Source organism: Micromonospora ureilytica, from assembly GCF_015751765.1.
Taxonomy (GTDB): Bacteria; Actinomycetota; Actinomycetes; order Mycobacteriales; family Micromonosporaceae; genus Micromonospora; species Micromonospora ureilytica.
The window spans coordinates 2,290,091-2,308,259 of the sequence record NZ_JADOTX010000001.1 but is presented as its reverse complement, the minus strand read 5'-3'; the positions used below and the strand labels follow the sequence as shown (position 1 = coordinate 2,308,259).

8 protein-coding genes are annotated in these 18,169 nt (G+C 68.7%); 7 read left to right on the top strand and 1 reads right to left on the bottom strand.

Going from position 1 to position 18,169, the window contains the following annotated elements:
* The first annotated feature begins 29 nt into the window (after positions 1 to 29).
* The 4 genes from IW248_RS10215 to IW248_RS10200 are packed head-to-tail and all read left to right on the top strand — an operon-like array spanning position 30 to position 3,621.
* Positions 30 to 1,184: a sensor histidine kinase gene (locus tag IW248_RS10215; RefSeq protein WP_196926760.1), complete on the top strand. Its 1,155-nt coding sequence runs from the start codon at positions 30 to 32 to the stop codon at positions 1,182 to 1,184.
* Entirely contained in the window at positions 1,181 to 1,786 is a 606-nt protein-coding gene (locus IW248_RS10210) for a response regulator transcription factor (protein ID WP_196926759.1), read from the top strand. The genes IW248_RS10215 and IW248_RS10210 overlap by 4 nt, the downstream gene beginning before the upstream one ends.
* Before the next feature lie 56 nt (positions 1,787 to 1,842).
* Positions 1,843 to 3,042, top strand: a complete 1,200-nt coding sequence (locus IW248_RS10205; protein ID WP_196926758.1) for a low temperature requirement protein A — start codon at positions 1,843 to 1,845, stop codon at positions 3,040 to 3,042.
* Positions 3,043 to 3,102: 60 nt separating this feature from the next.
* Positions 3,103 to 3,621, top strand: coding sequence for a 2'-5' RNA ligase family protein (locus IW248_RS10200; protein WP_196926757.1), 519 nt, complete (start codon positions 3,103 to 3,105; stop codon positions 3,619 to 3,621).
* Positions 3,622 to 3,898: 277 nt separating this feature from the next.
* On the opposite strand, the gene IW248_RS10195 is transcribed toward IW248_RS10200, so the two are convergent.
* Positions 3,899 to 4,543 carry a UCP032817 domain-containing protein gene (locus IW248_RS10195; RefSeq protein ID WP_196926756.1) on the bottom strand — a complete coding sequence of 215 codons (645 nt, stop codon included), beginning with the start codon at positions 4,541 to 4,543 and terminating at the stop codon, positions 3,899 to 3,901.
* Between the two features lie 825 nt (positions 4,544 to 5,368).
* Between IW248_RS10195 and IW248_RS10190 the strand changes: the two genes are divergently transcribed.
* The 3 genes from IW248_RS10190 to IW248_RS10180 all read left to right on the top strand — a co-directional run bounded on the left by IW248_RS10190 (position 5,369) and on the right by IW248_RS10180 (position 18,162).
* Positions 5,369 to 15,211 carry a LamG-like jellyroll fold domain-containing protein gene (locus IW248_RS10190; protein WP_196926755.1) on the top strand — a complete coding sequence of 3,281 codons (9,843 nt, stop codon included), beginning with the start codon at positions 5,369 to 5,371 and terminating at the stop codon, positions 15,209 to 15,211.
* A gap of 5 nt (positions 15,212 to 15,216) precedes the next feature.
* Positions 15,217 to 15,726, top strand: a complete 510-nt coding sequence (locus IW248_RS10185; RefSeq protein WP_196926754.1) for a hypothetical protein — start codon at positions 15,217 to 15,219, stop codon at positions 15,724 to 15,726.
* 222 nt (positions 15,727 to 15,948) lie between these two features.
* Positions 15,949 to 18,162 (top strand): DUF8189 domain-containing protein, encoded by a 2,214-nt coding sequence (locus IW248_RS10180; RefSeq protein ID WP_196926753.1) that lies wholly within the window; start codon positions 15,949 to 15,951, stop codon positions 18,160 to 18,162.
* The last annotated feature ends 7 nt before the right edge of the window (positions 18,163 to 18,169 follow it).

Genomic DNA, 18,169 nt, shown 5'->3' with positions numbered 1-18,169 from the left:
CATGCGCGGGACGGTCCTAGGATCGGTGCGTGGCGAGCGAGGCGGTGACTCCCCGGGCGGACCGCCGGCTGCGCCGCGCCCGGCAGGCGACACTGGTGTCGTTGGCCACCGGCGTCTGGGCGAGCGTCCTGCTACCGGCGGTCGGCCTGACCCGCGAGCCCGACCCGGGCCGGGTGGCGCTCGGCGCGGTCGGCATCCTCGCCTTCGTGATCGCCCAGACCGGCGTCCTGTACGCGGCCGTGACGCCGTGGCTCGACAGGCGCTGGCGGCGTCGGGCCGAGCTGAGCCTGGTCGTGGTGGCGGTGCTGACCGTCCCGCTGGTGGGTCCGGTGGCGGCCGGCAGGTGGCCGACCTGGGCCTGGCTCGGTGCGGCGCTGATCGGCATGACGCCGCTGCTGGTGCGGTGGCGGGCCGCGCTGGCGGTCGCGGTCGGCGTCCTGGCGGTGGCGGTCGCGGTGGCCTGGTGGACCGGCGGTTCCGTCCCGCGCCACCTCGCCGTGACCGGCGGGATCGGCGTGGCCGTGGCCGCCGTCAACGGGCTCCAGGTCTGGTTCTGGGACCTGCTCGTCGAGGCCCGGCAGGGCCAGGCCGCCCAGGCCCGGCTGGCCGCCGCCGAGGAGCGGCTGCGCTTCGCCCGCGACGTGCACGACGTACTGGGGCACCGCCTCACGGTGATCGCGTTGAAGGCCGAACTCGCCGCCCGGCTCGCCCCGGTCGACCCGGAACGGGCCGGGCGGGAAGCCGCCGAGGTGCAACGGTTGGCCGCCTCCGCGCTGAGCGAGGTACGGGAGACCGTGCACGGCTATCGGGCCGTCGACCTCGACGAACAGCTCACCGCGGTGGTGGGGGTGCTGCGCTCCTGCGGGGTGCGGTGCACGGTTCTGCCACTACCGGCGGACCTGCCGCAGCCCGCCGCCATCGAGCTGGCGGCGGTGCTGCGGGAGGCGAGCACCAACGTGCTGCGGCACAGCCGGGCCGACTGGTGTCGGATCCGCATCGATCGGGAGGATGACGTGGCCAGGATGACGGTGGCCAACGACGGCGCCGACGACAGTGCCCCGGACGCGCACAGCCACGGCCTGCGTGGGCTGGCCGACCGGCTCGCCGCTGCCGGTGGCGAGCTGCGGGTACGCCGGGAGGGCGCGATCTTCACCCTCGAAGCCACAGTGCCGGCGCGGTCGTGATCCGCGTCCTGCTCGCCGACGACGAGGACCTGATCCGGGTCGCCGTCGCCGCGCTGCTCGACCTGGAACCGGACATCGAGGTGGTGGCACACGCCGCCGATGGGCCGGCGGCCGTCACCGCGGCACTGGCGCACCGCCCGGACGTGGCAGTGGTGGACCTGGAGATGCCCGGCCTGGACGGCATCGCGGTAGCCGCCGAGCTGAGCCGGGTCCGACCCGACTGCGCGGTGGTCGTGCTGACCGGACACGGCCGCCCCGGGCACCTGCGCCACGCGTTGACCGCCGGCGCCCGAGGGTTCCTGCCCAAGGGCTCGCCGGGTTGGGCCCTGGCCGACGTGATCCGCCGGGTGCACGCCGGAGGTCGCTACGTCGACCCGTCGCTGGCCGCCGACGCGCTGACCCTGCCCCCGTGCCCGCTGACCCCACGAGAACTGGAGACGCTGCGGCTGGCCGAGGTCGGCGCACCGGTCGCCGTGATCGCCCGCCGGGTGCACCTGTCCACCGGCACCGTGCGCAACCACCTCTCCGCCGCCGTGCAGAAGCTCGGCGCCGCCGACCGGGCCGAGGCCGTCCGCACCGCTCGGGACAACGGCTGGCTCTGACCCGTCAATAAAGACAGTCGAGTCCTCGTCTTCCGATCGACTGCGAAAATGGGCAAATGCCCAGGAAAGTCGCGGCGGGTCCGGTCGACCCGGTGCGGTCCAGCGCCGTCGAGCTGTTCTTCGACCTCGTCTTCATCTTCACCCTCGGCCGCTTGTCGGCGACCCTGGTCGAGGAGCCCAGTCTGCTCGCCGACGCGCAGGCCGTGATCTTCCTGCTGGCCTTCTGGTGGATCTGGTACAACACCAACCTGGCCACCGACAGCCTCGACTGCGAACGGCCCACGGTGCAGATCCTGATCATCTGCGTCATGCTCGGCAGCCTGCTGATGTCCATCAACGTTCCGGACGCCTTCGGTGACCAGGGCTTCGTCTTCGTGAGCGCGTACCTGGGGATCCACCTCGGCCGGACCCTGGTCATGGCCCTCTACCTGCGCGGCACCCCGGCCTGGCGTCGGCCGGTACGGGGAGTCGTCTGGTATTTGATGTCCGCGACGGTCTGGTTCGCCGGGGCGGCGGCCAGCGGCGGCGAAGCCCGAGTCCTGCTGTGGGCATGCGCGCTGGCGATCGACTACTCGGGGCCGGTCCTGGGATGGCCAGTGCCGTGGCTCGGCCGGGCGCGGGCCAACGAGTGGCACCTCTCGGGCGAACACCTGAACGAGCGGTACCGGCAGTTCATCATCCTGGCCCTCGGCGAGACGATCCTGGCCACCGGCAACTTCTACCGGTTATCGACGCGGGACCTGGCGGACACCACAGCATTTCTGCTCACCTTCTGGACGGTGGTCTTCCTCTGGTGGACCTACTTCTATCGCACCACGAGCAGCCTCGCCGTGAAGATCGACACCGCGGTGGACCCGTACCGGCTCAACCTCCGGGCGAGCTACACCCACCTGGTGATGGTGGCGGGCATCCTGCTCACCGGCATCGGAGGCGAACTGATGCTGAAGGAGCCCGACGCGCAGCGGTCGGCCGGCAACGTCGTGGCGATCCTGGTCGGGCCGCTGACCTTCCTCATCGGGCGGATGATCTTCGAGATCTGGGTGTTCGGCCGCCTGACGAGGCACTGCCTCGCGGCCGTGGTGGCGTGCCTGATCCTGAGCCCGGTCGCGGCGCGACTCCCGCCGCTGGCGGTGGGCCTGCTGGGCGCGGCCACCATCACCGTCGTCGCCATCTTCGATCTGACCCACCGCGCCCGGATCGCGGGTGAGGTCAACCCGGTGTCGGCCGGGGACGCTCACCGCCGCCACTCAGCCTGAAGGGTGTGGCTCGGTTCCGATCCGTGGGGGCGGCGTGAACCGTCCGGCTAGCGTAGGCGCGTGCGTACTGTGGAACTGGTCTGCTCACCCGGCCTGGAGGTCGCGGTCCGGGCGGTCTGGGGCCGTCTGGCCGCCGCCGGGTTGCCCAGCCTGGCCCGCAACACCCACCCGACCAACCGGCCGCACCTCACCCTCGCCGCCGTCGACGAGTTCCCGCCGGGAGTCGAGCACCGCCTGGCCGAGCTGTTCGACGCCGCGCTGCCGGTGCCGGTGCCGCTAGACCGGGTCGTCGTCCTCGACGGCAGCGCCCCACTGGTCTGGCTCGTCCGACCCACTCCGGCGCTGACCGCGCTGCACGCCGCCGTCTGGGACGTCCTCGCCGAGGCCGACGGACACCGCCCGTGGCACGCGCCGGAGGTGTGGGTGCCGCACCTGAGCCTGGCCCTGCGGTTCCGCAACGCGGACCTGCGGTTGGCCCGCGCCGTCGCCTGTGGGCAGCGCCCGACGGGCGACTTCGACGCCGCGCGCAGCTACGACGGCACGGACCGGACGGTGACCGCGCTGACCCGGCTCCGCTAGTCTCAGCGCCTCATTGTCCGAGCGGGGGAATCCGGGTGCGGGACGTCGGCTCCCACGAGGATCAGTTCCGCGACGCGGGTGTCCCTGAACAATGCTGTTTCTGCGGCCGACTGTCGCTTGGCCTGGTGGGTCAGGACTTCTTTGGAGAATCGGCCTGCACCCTGACCAGCCGACTGCGACGGTCACCCACCCTAGCCCGCCCGCCTGGTGGCATACGGCCGCAGAACGCCACGCCCGCTGACAAGGTGCCGACCGTCCCAGGTGGCCGAGCCGGGCCTCAGTTGCCGCCCCCACCGCCCCCACCGCCGTCGCCGCCTCCGCCATCGCCCCCACCGCTGAACTCGCCGCCGCCGCCTCCGCCGCCGGCGTAGCCGTGGCGGCCGTCGTTGAAGGGCAGATCGCCGCGAATGCCGGCTGGTTTGGGCCGCTTGCCCGGCCCTGCCAGGTGCTGCAGGCAGACCCGCCCGGAAACCGGGAAGCATTCGCCTCGGCCTCCGCAGTCGGCCAGGTAGCGGTTGCCATCGCGGATGTGCAGTTCCTGGTCCACCCGGAACAACAGAGGAAGGCCGGTCGGGCCGCACCCCTCGTCCCGCCGGCCGTGGCCCAGCGTGGCGAGCAGGAGAGGCCCGCGATTGGCGTCGGTCGTGTCGCCGCTCATCGCGGACATCGGTCGGTGGTGCGTGGAACGCCCGAACGCCGCGTCGCAGAAGGTGGCGTAGTCCTGCGCGTGGAGGGTCAACTCCTGCCACAGGTCGTCCACGACCACCGAGGGCATCGACAGCTTCGCGTTGGGCTGGCGGGCGATGATCCGGAACCACTGCCGGGTCGCGGTTTCGACGAGAACGATGTCGTCGTCGCTGAGGTGGGGATACCGATTTCGTAGGTGCTGACGTCCGCTGGCAGGAAACCGCAGGTCGGACACGGCGTGGAGTCGGCGAGGGGTGCGGTCGCTTCTGAACTTCGTCCAGATCATACGGTGGCTTCCATCCGCCCGGGATGCAGGCGCTAAGGCCTCGACTTGCCGAAGTGGCGCCGCGGCTCCTTCAGAGTAGGGCAGCAGGCAAGCCGATGCGGATCGTCCCGTTAACGTATCCTCCATCAACAACAAACAAATAGACTGCTATAGATCACGAAGGGCGCGATTCCCGGCCGGTCCGAAACTGCCTACCTTGTTCGCCGCGTGCATTCATCCACCATGGATGCGATCCGTCATTTACGGCCGTGGATCGCCTGCCGAGGGCGGTCGACGGGCGGAGGTTCGGTGCGGATCGGGAAGTCCGACGGTGTCCACGATGGATTGTCGACGCGGATCGGAGCGCGTAGCAAACGGACCTAAGCCGTCAAACGCCCAGTGTCTTGACGGAAAGTAATCCTCCCAGGTCGCAGCGCTGATCCGCACGCCCTTCGCCGCCGTCGCTTGACAGTCGATTGACAGTGCTGCAACCTACAGCGGCATATTGACGAGTAGCAGCACACGGGGGTGTGAAGCTGTGACCGTGAACCTGGCGGCGTTCTGCCGTGGCGAGGCGAGATCGGATTTGTTGGGCGAACCGTTCCGACGTGACTTCCGTCCACCCGATTTTCGTCTTCGTTTCTCCTGAATTCTCGTCGACCGATGGGTCGACGAGTACTGCCGTGCCCGTGAAGGGAACGGTGATCACACACGGTTTCGCGTGACCGACGCCGGTCTCGCGGCCCTCGCTTGCCTCGCTCCGCCTCTCAACCCGTCCTCGATCCAGGGGTGACCATGTCCTTCAGCATCCGCCGTCTGCCCGACCCGCGCGGTCGGCTGACCGATCTGCGTGGTCGGCTGACCGATCTGCGTGGTCGGCTACCCCGGCAACGCTCGGTGTTCGGGTCCGGCGCCACCCGGTCGGTCCTGGCGGCCGCCCTGGCCGGTGTGCTGATGCTGAACCTGGGCGGCAGTGGGGTAACCGCGCTGCCGACGGGCGGTGCCCGGGACCGCGACGGTGCCACCTCCACCGGCCACGGCGGCGGCAAGAAGCCGACCCAGGCATGGGGCTCGGCGGCGGGCAAGGCCCACGTCACGTCCGGACGACCCAACCGCGACCTCCCGAAGTCGCAGCGCGCGCAGTACCCGCCGCACAAGCTCGCCGACAAGCCCGCCCCCGGACGCAACAAGGCGTCGGTCGCCACCGCACCCGTCGACGACACCAAGGGCTTCGACAAGCGCACCAGCCGGGAACGACCGGCCGAGCGCGGTGTCGACCAGCGCGTCTTCGACAACGCCGACGGCACCCAGACCACCGAGTTCTCCTCCGCCCCGATCAACTACCGCAAGCCGGACGGCACCTGGGCACCCATCGACCACGCCCTGGTGCCGGCCGCAGACGGGTGGGGGACCACCGCCGACTCGGTAGGTCTGCGCCTCGCCGGTCACGCCGCCGCGAGCCAGTTGGTCCGGCTGAGTTTCGACGGTGACACCGAGTTCGGCTACGGTCTGGCCGAGGCCACCAACGCACCGGGCCGGGTGGACGGGAACGCCGTCACCTACTCCGGCGTACGCCCCGACGTCGACCTGCGTCTGGAGCCCCGGGCCGGTGGTGTGAAGGAAACCCTGGTCCTGCACTCGGCCAAGGCACCCGCGTCGTACGTGTTCCCGCTGAGTCTGCGCAACCTCACCGCGAAGCTGGTCGACGGTCAGGTTGTCCTCAGCGACCGGGACGGACACGCACGGGGGGTGATCCCGCCGGGATACATGGTGGACGCCGGATCGGGCACGGCCGGCCCCGCCACCTCCACCAAGGTCGCGTACGAGCTGGTCACCACGGGTGGGCAGACGGCGCTGAAGGTCACCCCCGACCGGGCGTGGCTGGCCGACCCGGCCCGGCGGTACCCGGTGGAGGTCGACCCGACGGTCGGCCCGCCGGTGGACGCGGTCAAGGCCGACAGCAGCATGTACGTGCACGGTGACCGCTCCGTCGTGGGTAAGGACGAGTTGCTCGTCGGTCGCTCCGCCAATGACAACGCGGCGGCCTACCTCAAGTTCGGTGACCTGGTCAGCCGACTCCAGAACCACACCATCCACGGCGCGGCGCTCTCTGCGGTCAACTTCGACGCCGGCTCCTGCAAGGCACGAGCGGTCACCGTCCACCCGGTCACCGGGTCGTGGTCGGCCGGCACCGGCTACTCGTACCCGGGTCCGTCGGTGGGTGGCTCGCTGGTCAGCCGCTCCTTCGCCCACGGGTACGTCGCTCTCGGCCAGTCCCAGTCCGCGTGCCCGGCGGCCGGCGAGATGTTCGACCTCGGCGTCGCCGGTCGTAACCTCGTGCAGCGTTGGGCCAACGGCCAGCAGGCCAACAACGGCCTTTCGCTGCGCGCGTCGACCACCGACACCTTGGCGTGGAAGAAGTTCGCCGGTACCGACACGGCCAACCCCCCGGCGCTCTACGTCACCCACAGCCCGTACAACGCCGGGTATGCGATCCCGAAGCCCACGCCGGAGCCGGCCGTCCTGCGCAACCAGGACGGCAAGGTGAAGGTGACAGTCACCAACCTCGGTGCCGAGGCCTGGACGCCGGCCAACTACTACCTCGCCTACCGGGTCTACAACGCGCAGACCGGCGCCGCGGTGACCCAGCAGCGGGCGGCAAACCTGCCCACCACGCTGGCCCGTGGCGCGAAGGTCACCCTCGACGCGACAGTCAAGCGGTTGGAGCCCGGCAACTACTTCCTCGACTTCACGATGGTGCGTACGGGTGGGGCGGTCTTCACCGACCACCAGGTGCCACCCGGGCGGATCGTGCTCCAGGTGTTCGACGTGCCGCCGGTCGTGCAGGAGCTCTACCCGGAGAACGGCTACCAGGCGCCCACGCTCACCCCGTTGCTCTGGGCCCGGGCCGTGGACACCGACGCCGCGCCCGGCGCCTCCCTGTCGTTCAAGTTCGAGATCTGCGACCGCACCGACGCCGGTGCGGCGACCAACTGCACCAACTCCGGCTACCAGGCCAAGCAGTCCTGGGTGGTGCCCGCCGGCCGAATGGTCTGGGGCAAGAGCTACCTGTGGCGGTCCTTCGTCAAGGACAGCGCCAACGAGGTCATCTCGCCGTACTCGACGATGCTCGCGTCGGTGCCACAACCGGACCTGCTGTCCCGGATCGCCACCTCACCCAACGCCGAGCAGGGCCGCGAGTTCGACGCTCAGACCGGCAACTTCGCCACCTCCGCGGTGGACGCCACTGTGGTCACCGTCGGGCCGGAGCTGAACCTGGTCCGCACCTACAACAGCCTCGACCCCCGCACGTCCGGCGTCTTCGGCGCCGGCTGGTCGAGCCGGTACGATATGACGCTGGTCCCCGACAACGACGGCACCGGCAACGTGGTGGTCCGCTACCCGGACGGCCAGGAGGTGCGGTTCGGCAAGAACCCGGACGGCACGTACGCGCCGCCGCCGGGCCGGGTCGCGAAGCTCACCGTCGACAGCAGCAACTGGAAGCTGGTCGACCGCTCCGGCAGCACGTACCAGTTCTCGCTGCTCTACAAGCTCCAGAAGATCAGCGACAAATCCGGCCGCTCAGTGAATCTGACCCTCGACCCGATGACCGGCAAACTCGCTCGGGCTCAGGTCTCCAACAGCCAGAGCAACACGGCCGGCCGGTCGCTGATCTTCACCTGGAACGGCAACCACATCGCCACGGTGAGCACCGACCAGGTCAACGGCGCGAGACTGACCTGGAACTACACCTACAACGGTGACCTGCTGACCACTGTCTGCGGCCCGGAGTCGGCCTGCACCAACTACGCCTACGCGGCCGGATCGCACTACCGCACCGCCGTGCTCGACGCCAAGCCCGACTCGTACTACCGCCTCGGCGAGGCCGAGGGCACCGGCGCGGCCAGCGACGTGGCGATCAACCTGGGCAAGGACGCCGGCACGTACCGCAACAACGTCACGCTGGGCCAGCCCGGTGTGGTGGAGGGCACCACCGGCACCGCCGCTGCTTTCAACGGCACCTCGGCGTATCTGGAACTGCCCAAGGGGCTGGTGAAGAAGAGCCGCGACGTCTCCGTCGAGCTGTGGTTCAAGATCGGCCTGACCCAGACCGGTGGCCCGCTCATCGGCTACCAGGACAAGGCCGTCGGCACCGCCGCCACCAGCGGCGCGCCCCTGCTCTACACCGGCACCGACGGCAAGCTGCGCGGCCAGTTCGCCAACGGCACGATCGCACCGATCACCTCGGCCAGCACCGTCAACGACAACAAGTGGCACCACGTCGTGCTGTCCGCGATGGCCAACACCCAGACCATGTACCTCGACGGTGAGAAGGTCCCCAACCCGGCCGGGCAGACCGGGCAGCCGATCGAGCACTCGCTGCTGACCTTCAACCAGGTCGGTCTCGCCTCGGCGACCACGCCCGGGTCGTGGTCGGGCTGGGGCAGCACAGCCCAGCGTTACTTCGCCGGCACGATCGACGAGGTTGCCGTCTACTCCCACCCGATCGGGCCGGACACGGCCAAGGCGCACTTCCGGTACGCGAAGCCGGCCGCTCAACAGCTGACCCGCGTCACCCTGCCCAGCGGCCGGGTCGCCACCGAGGTCGAGTACGACACGGCCACCGACCGAGTCAAGGAGTACACCGACGACAACGGCGGCACCTGGAAGGTGGGCCAGCCCACCGTCTACGGCGGCGACACGGATCTGCGGCGCAGCGTCCAGGTCCTCGACCCGGCCAACCGCCCCTACCTGTACGAGTACGACGCGCTTGCCGGTCGTCTGCTGCGCTCCGGCACCCCGCTCGGACTGGAGACCCGGGAGGAGGACCGCCCCGGGCAGACCAGCCCGACCCCGAGCCCACCACCGACCGAGGTCTGCACCCAGCCCGACCCGAACGATCCCGCCTTCTGCACGGTGATTCCTGGCGACGCCGGTGGGCCGATCTTCGTGCGCCACCCGTTGGACGGCATGGCCATCCGCTCGTTCTCCTACAACGAGGACGGCCAGCAGAGCAAGGTCACCAACGAGAACGGCGACACGGTCGAGATGACCTACGACAGCCGGGGGCGTCTCGCCACCCGCAAGAGCTGCCGTACGCCCACACAGTGCTTCACGAACTACTACACCTACTCGACAACCGTCACCGACCCGTTCGACCCCCGGGTCGACCTGGCCGTCGAGCAGCGCGACGGCCGCTCGACCGGACCGACCGACAACAACTACCGGACCGCCTTCACGTACCACCCGACCGGACAGCTCCTCACCCAGACCAACCCCGACGGCAGCGCGGTCACCCACGCCTACACCTCCGGCGGCGAAGTCGGCGTCAACGGCATCATCCCGCCCGGGTTGCTGGCCAGGAGCATCACCAACGCGCAGACCAAGCCCACCGCCTACGCGTACTACGCCAACGGTGACCTGCACAAGGTGACCGAGCCGTCCGGGCTGGTGACCGAGTACACCTACGACGCGCTCGGCCGGCGGATCACCGAGAAGGTCATCTCCGACACCTATCCCGCGGGTGTCACCACCACGATCACCTACGACGCGCACTCGCGGGTCGCCACCGTCACCGGCCCGGTCACCGCTGACGCCGTCGCCGGCAAGCAGCACCAGAGCCGGACGGTCAACGAGTACGACGCCGACGGCAACCCCACCAAGGTCACCGTCTCCGACCTGCTCGGCGGTGACCCCGAGCGGGTCACCAGCACCGAGTACGACGACGAGGGCCGACCGGTCCGGGTAGTCGACCCGGAGGGCAACGAGACCAGCTACGGCTATGACCGGTTCGGCAACAAGACGACCATGACCGACGCCAACGGCAACCGCTACGACTGGGCGTACACCGCCCAGAACAAGGTGGCCGAGGTGCGGCTGCGGGACTGGCGCAGCGACCCGGCCGGCACCCCCGGCACGGGCACCGGCGACTACCTGATCCTGCACTCCTACTCGTACGACTTCGCCGGGCGGCTCGCCAGCGACACCGACGCCATGGGCCGGCGACTGGAGTACAAGTACTACCGCGACGACCTGCTGGAAAAGATCACCCTCAAGGATTTCCGTAACCCCGACGGCTCCAAACGGGACTACGTCGTGGAGGAGAACACCTACGACGGCGCCGGCAACGTGACCCGCAAGGTTGGCGCCAACGGCACCCAGATCACCGACCACACGCCGGACAAGACCGGCAAGGTGAAGAGCTCCGTGATCGACCCCAGCGGGGTACGGCGCACCAACACCTTCACCTACGACTACAACGGCAACGTCACCCAGACTGTCCGGACCGGCAACCCGTCGAACCTGAACTGGGATGTGCTGGCCACCTCCGAGGTCGTCGACTACACCTACGACGACGCCGGCAACGTGAAGACCGAGAAGGTCACCGCCGGCAGTGAGAGCAGGGTGACCAGCTACACGTACGACCAGCGCGGGTTGCGCACCTCGGTCACCGACCCGCGTGGCAATGTGAGCGGCGCCGACAAGGCGAAGTACACAAGCACCTTCCGCTACGACGAACTTGGCCGTCAGATCGGGCAGAGCGGCCCGACCGTTTTGGCCGAGAGCGACGGCAACACGGCCGTCTCCACCAACCCGAGCAGCTCGGTGGGCTACAACACTTTCAATGAGCAGGTCGCGGTCAAGGACCCGCTCGGGCGGGTCTCCACCTCCGAGTACGACAAGCTCGGCCGGGTGGTGCGCAGCCTCGCGCCGACGTACCAGGCGCCCGGGGTGTCCCAGACGGTCACCCCGGAGCACAAGCGCCGCTACGACGCCCTGGGCAACGTGCTGGAGGAAACCGACCCGGCGGGCGTCACCAGCTACACGTACGACCAGCTCAACCGTCTGACCGTCCGGGACGAACCGTCGAAGACCAACGACGACCGGGCGCTCACCCGCTACACCTACACCCGCACCGGCGAGGTCCTCTCGGTCACCGGGCCGACCGGCGCCCGTATCGAGTCGACCTACGACGACCTCGACCGGCAGGTCACCCAGACCGTCGTCGAGCGCCGGCCGAGCACCCGCAACCTGGTCAGCAAGCTCGCCTACGACGACGCGGGCAACCTGACCTCGTCGTCGTCCCCGACCGGGGCAACCACTGTCAACACCTTCAACGGGGCCGGCGACATCACCCGCAGCACCGCCCCGACCGGCGAGGCCATGATCTTCGGGTACGACTTCGCCGGCCGCCAGGTCCGGGTCTCCGACGGCCTCGGCCGCACCACCCGGAGCGGGTACGACCAGTTCGGCAACCGGGTCAGCACCATGAACCTCAAGGCCGACGGCACGGTCCTGCGCACCCAGAGCTACGGCTACGACGTGGCCGGCAACATGACCTCGTCGAAGGACCCCTACAACACCGTCACCACCTACGAGTACGACGCGGCGGACCAGCTCGTCAAGCAGATCGAGCCGACCGACGCCGACCCGATCACCACCACGTTCGGGTACGACGCCGCCGGCAACCGAACCCGCTACACCGACGGCCGCAACAACTCCACCATCTACACGTACAACACTCTGGGTCTGCCGGAGTCGGCGATCGAGCCGTCCACGGCGAGCCACCCGACCTCCGCGGACCGCACCTGGACCGTCGCCTACGACGCCGACGGCAACGCGGTGCGGCTCAGCGCCCCGGGTGGGGTGAGCCGCACGCGGACCTACGACGCGGCCGGCCGACTGACAGTGGAGACCGGTTCCGGGGGTGACACCCCGACCGCGACCCGGACCCTGGACTACGACCAAGACGGCCGGCTGAAGAGCGTCAATGCCCCCGGTGGCAGCAACACGTACAGCTGGAACGACAGGGGTGGGCTGCTGTCCACCGCCGGCCCCTCCGGCACGGCGAGCTTCGACTACAACGACGACGGCCGGGTGACCAGCCGCACCGATCTGACCGGCACCGCCAGCTTCGGCTACGTCAAGGGTCGCCTCGACACGCTCACCGACAGCATCACCGGCCAGCAGCAGAAGCTTGGCTACGACGCCGCCGGTGACGTCAAGACCGTCGACTACGGCGCCGGCCGCGTCCGCACCTTCGGGTACGACGACTACGGGCGGGTCGCCAGCGACGTGCTGCGCAACGCAGGTGGCCAGACGGTGGCCTCGGTCACCTACGGCTTCGACCTGAACGGCCACCTCAGCAGCAAGAACACCACAGGCACCGCCGGTGCCGGCAACAACACCTACGACTATGACAAGGCCGGCCGGCTGATCTCCTGGACCAGCCCGGCCGGGACCGTCACGTACGCCTGGGACGCCAGCGGAAACCGGGTACGGGCCGGATCCAAGTCCGCGACCTTCGACGAGCGCAACCGGTTGCTCTCCGACGGCGACTACACCTACGCGTACACCGCGCGGGGCACCCTGCGGACCCGCACCAGCTCCGGGTTGGCCGAGCAGTTCTCGTTCGACGCCTTCGACCGGCTCACCGGGGCGCAGGACCAGACCTACACCTACGACGGCCTGGACCGGGTCGCGTCTCGCACCGGCAACTCCTTCGTCTACGCGGGTCTGGGCGACGAGGTCGTGCACGACGGGTACGAGTACTACGGCCGGGGCCCGAACGACGAGCTGCTCGCCACCGCCCAGGCCGCCAACAAGCGGCTGTCGCTGACCGACGCCCACGGTGACGTGGTGGCGGCCATCAACCCGGCCGACACCCAACTGTCCACGCTGAACGACTCCACCGCGTACGACCCGTTCGGCAAGAAGGTGACAAGCACCGGCAGCACGGGCCGACTGGGCTTCCAGGGGGACTGGACCGACCCGGACACCGGGCAGGTCGACATGGGTGCCCGCTGGTACCAGCCCGGCACCGGCACGTTCACCTCGCGGGACAGCGTCAACTACACCTCCGGCGACTCGATCCTGGCCAACCGCTACACCTACGGTGCTGGCGCCCCACTGGACTTCGACGACCCGGACGGCCACTGGCCACGCTGGATGAAGCGTGCCGCGAGCGCGGTGAGCAACACCGTCTCCAACGTCGTCAGTGGCGCGTACACGGCGTACAGCTACGCCAGGAACTTCGTGTCAACTGTCGCTCACTACGCGTGGTCCGGCATCAAGGCGGTCGGCCGAGCGATCTCCAACAGCGCGAAGTGGATCGCCGAAAAGGCGGTGAGCGCCGCCAAGTACGTCGGCAACAAGATCCAGTCCGGACTCAACCAGGTCGCCCGCGCCGCCGACTGGGCCAAACAACAGGCCAAGATGGTCGCGCAACGCATCTACCAGGCAAAGGTCGCGGTGACAGCCGCCGCGAAGTCGGCCATCAAACAAGCTGTCAAGTTCACCAAGCTGCCGGTGATCCAGGCCCTGACCAAGCCGCTCATCACGCTCGGCAAGGTGGTCTCCACCGGCTTCAAGATGGCGGCGAGCGTCGTCGCGGTCACCACAATGGCCATCCAGGACCCACAGAAGTTCAAACAGAACCTCTGGCTGGCAGCCGCACAGAAGTTGGCGCCGCTCGTCGAGGGCACCGAGAAGATGTGGGACAAGGCGACCCAGTTCGTCGAGGACCACGCCGCTGAGATCGCCGGGTTCGCCGTCGGTGCGGTCGTCGGCCTGGGCTGCGGGGCGGCCATCGGCTGGACCGGTGTCGGGGCGGTGGCCTGCGGGGCGCTCGCCGGCGCGGTCGGCTCGGCGGTCACCGGCTACATGAACGGCAAGCGCGGCTGGGACCTCGCTGGCGCCACCGCCATGGGCGGCCTCACCGGCGCCCTGGGTGGTGCGCTCGGGTCCATGGGCGGCCAGGCGCTGGGTGCGGGCATCCGGGGCCTGGGCGGCGGTCTCCGGTCGGCCGGCAGTAAGGCGCTGAACGCGGGTATGGGCGAGGCCCGCAGCATTGGTCGGGGCCTGCTCGGCAAGTGCGCCAGTAACAGCTTCACCGGCGAAACCCGGGTGCTGATGGCGGACGGCAGATCCAAGAGCATCGACCAGGTGCGGGTCGGCGAAAGGGTGCTGGCAACGGACCCCACGACCGGACGTACCGAAAAGCGTGCGGTTACGGCGCTGATCGTCGGTGTGGGCAGCAAGGACCTCGTCGAGATCACCATCGACACTGACGGCAAGAAGGGTGATCGAACGGAGAGGCTGACCGCTACGGGCGGCCACCCGTTCTGGGTCGCGGATCAGAGCCGCTGGGTCGAGGCGCAGGATCTGGTTAATGGTTACGTTTTCGAGACGGCTGACCACCGGCCAGCGTCTGTGGTTGCAACTCGGGAGTGGACTGAGCAGCGCCAGGTTTATAACCTCACCGTCGACGCCATCCATACGTACTATGTAATCTCCGGCAGTAGCCCGGTATTGGTCCATAATTGCTCAATCCTCGGTGCTGGCGCTCCGAAGCCAGGAAACATTGCAGTTATCGGTCGTCTGCCGGACACCGAGGTGGCCCAGGGCTGGGCTGGCCACGACGTTCTCAACATCCCGGACTGGACCATCGCAAAGAACGACGCATGGGTAGACGCGGTTATAAAGAACAAGCAGGATGTTTACCTAGCGTCCCCGATACGCGGGAATTTGTGGGACTCTACCAACGGTCGATTGACCGTTATGGCTCGGGAACTTAAGATGCTCGCAGATGCTGATTACAAGTGGGATGCGGGCTATCTGCGCCCTCCAAGGAGTTGATCGTTGTGAACCGCGACGGGCAGGAATTCTCAATCTTTGAGCCGAACAACAACGTGAACTACGGCCGCGACAGCCTGCCGTCTGCCCGGGACGGCCAGATTCAAGACCTGCTCCTCGAGGTGGCGGACGGCGCCGAATTCGAACAGATCAAGCGGCTCATGCCAGGTGGCGCTGACCGGGTGCTCAATGCGTTCGCGGAGCGAGCCGCGTCCCTTGCGGTCCGTCATCAGAGTGCACGTGAGCTTCGTGCCGGCATACTAGCTGCGGCGATTTCCCAGGCAATCACGGGTGATCCGCGAGAGCCGCTGGCTGCGCTCTCATTGCTCTATCGAGCCTCTGAGATCATTGGTCATGATCCCAATTCGGAGTTCGCTACGGCGAATGATCTTTCCGGAGGCCGTGCAAACGGTCTGCTTGATTTCCTGCGCAGGTCGCCTGCGGACAAGACGATCCAGGCCATGGGGTACGAAGAAAGTGGCGACGAGGGTGGGTTTCGGTTTGTGCGAAATTGGTAGTGTGGTGTAGTCCACACCATTGTTGACGAGATCGTTCTACGAGATTAGATGCGAAACGGGGGATGGAACTTGATTCATCGAATCCGAGTGTGGCTGCTGCCCGATAAGATGGTCGCGGCGTTACTCGTTACGACACTGTCCGTTGGACTGATCGCTGTCGCGTCAACGGCAGTCCGCGCCGACGCGGCCGGCAGGGGTGGTGACTTCGTCCCGATCGACAGCGTGACCCTGCTGGACACCCGGGACGGCACCGGCGGCACTACAGGTGTTCGGGGCGCCAAGTCCGTCACCACGTTCAACGCCATCGGCATCGCTGGCATCCCGTCCAGCGGCGTCAGCGCGCTGATGGTCGACGTGACGGCGATCAGCCCGACCGCCAACACGTTCCTGTCCATCTACTCAGACCTCACGGAACCGAAGGCTTCGGCCATGAACGCCTCGATCGGTGAGGTCATGACCAACTCGGCAGTGGTCAAGCCCGGTACGAACGGCAAGCTCGCGGTGCGCAACGCGGGCGGCAATGTCCACATCAGAGTGGACGTGGTGGGCTACTTCACCACCGCCACCGGCAGTACCGGCTCCGGCTTCATGCCGCTGAACCACACCCGGGTGGTGGACAGCCGGACCGGTCAGGGGATCACCGCCGGCACCCTGCCAACCCGTGGCACACGTAACGCCAACATCTCCGGTGGCGGGCTGGTGCCCAGCACCGCGACGGCAGTCATGCTGGACGTCGTGGTGATCGGTGCGACCAGCAACGGCTGGGTGACCGTCGGGTCGAGTGCGGTCGCGGAGACCGGCATCGACTACGCCAAGGGCGCCACCTCGATGGGGATGGTCGTCAAGCTGAACCCCAGCGCAGGCGGCACCGTGGTGGTGGAGAACCGCGGGCCGGCCGTGCACATCGCCATCACCGTCCAGGGCTACTGGACCGGCAGCCCGACCGTCGGCGCCGGCCTGCGCATGGTTCCGGCGACCACCCTGTACGACAGCCGTTTCCCCGCCGGCGCCCAGCCGGTGCCCGCCAACGGCACCGTCGACGTCGCCGTCGCGGGCACCAACGGCCTGCCGACCCGCGGCATCGCCGCCGCCGTCCTCAACGTGCACGCGGTCGCACCGACGGTCGACGGGTTCTTCACCGTCACACCGCTGGACGGCTCCCCGAACACCGCGTCGACGACCAACTTCCCCGCCGCGCACGTCGCCCGGTCCAGCCTCGTGGTGACCAAGCTGGGCACCGAGGGCAAGGTACGGATCAAGAACGCCAGCAGTGGGACCGTGCACGTAGTTGTCGACCTGCAGGGCTGGTTCGCCGACCCGCTTCCGTTCCTGCCGGTGCAATCCTTCTCTCGGTCGGCGGCGAGGCAGGGAAAGCCGAGCGACGGCAGCGCGCTCGGGACCATCGTTTACGCGCACACTGACAACACCGGTCAGGTGCGGGTCGTCCACCAGCAGAACCCCGACGACTTCGCCAGCGTCCAGCACACCCCTCTGTTCGGCGCGGAGGCGTTCACCGGACAGCCCGCGCTCAACGTGTTGGGCGCCAGCAAGCAGATGCAGATCAGCGCCCTGCACACCACGGGCACCGTCTGGGCCGGTGCCCAGACGGCGGCGAACGCCGCGACCTGGGGCACCACCGGGAACTTCGGCGGAACCATGGCAGCCCCGCCGGTCGCGGTCACCCTCGCCGACGGCAGCAGCGTGATCTTCGCGGTGGACGTCGACGGTCGCCTCTGGCACTACCGTCAGACCGGGACCGGTGCGTCGTGGAAGAGCCTCGGTGACGTCGACCTGGCCGGTGGCCTCGCCACTCTCGGGCTTGACGCCGGAGTTCAGCTGGTCGCCACGACCAGCACCGGCACCATCAAGACCGCGGTCTACTCGACCGATGGGGCACTCACCGGCTGGACCGACCTGGGCGGAAACGTGACAGGCGTACCGGCTGCCTTCCTCATCCAGGGCCCCCGCACCGCGGTGGTGGCTCGTGCGGCCGATGGTTCGCTGGTCATGAAGAAGCAGGAACTGGGTGGGGCGTGGCCGACCACCTGGCAGACGGTGGGCACGTTCACCGCTGCCGGGTCCCCGGCCGCGATCGTCGACCCGGCGCTGGGCCGGATCGCCGTTGTCGCCCGTGGGCCCGACAACGAGATGTACCGGGTGTACGAGACCGAGCAGGGCTCGGGCACCTGGGGTGAGTGGTTGCGCCTGTACGAGAACCCGGGCGACCCGAGCGCCGCCACCGCCGCCACCGATCCCACGATCGCCGAGATCCAGAACAGCGGTGGAGTTGGCTTCGTGGTGGTCTACCGCAACCGGAACAACACCACAATCGCGCTGGACCGGCGGTTCGCCGCCCCCGGCGGGATGGCGGCAGCGAAGGTGAGCCCGTCGGCGGTCAGCTTCGCCGCGCACCTCATCCCGACGCCGCCGGCCTGATTCTCGG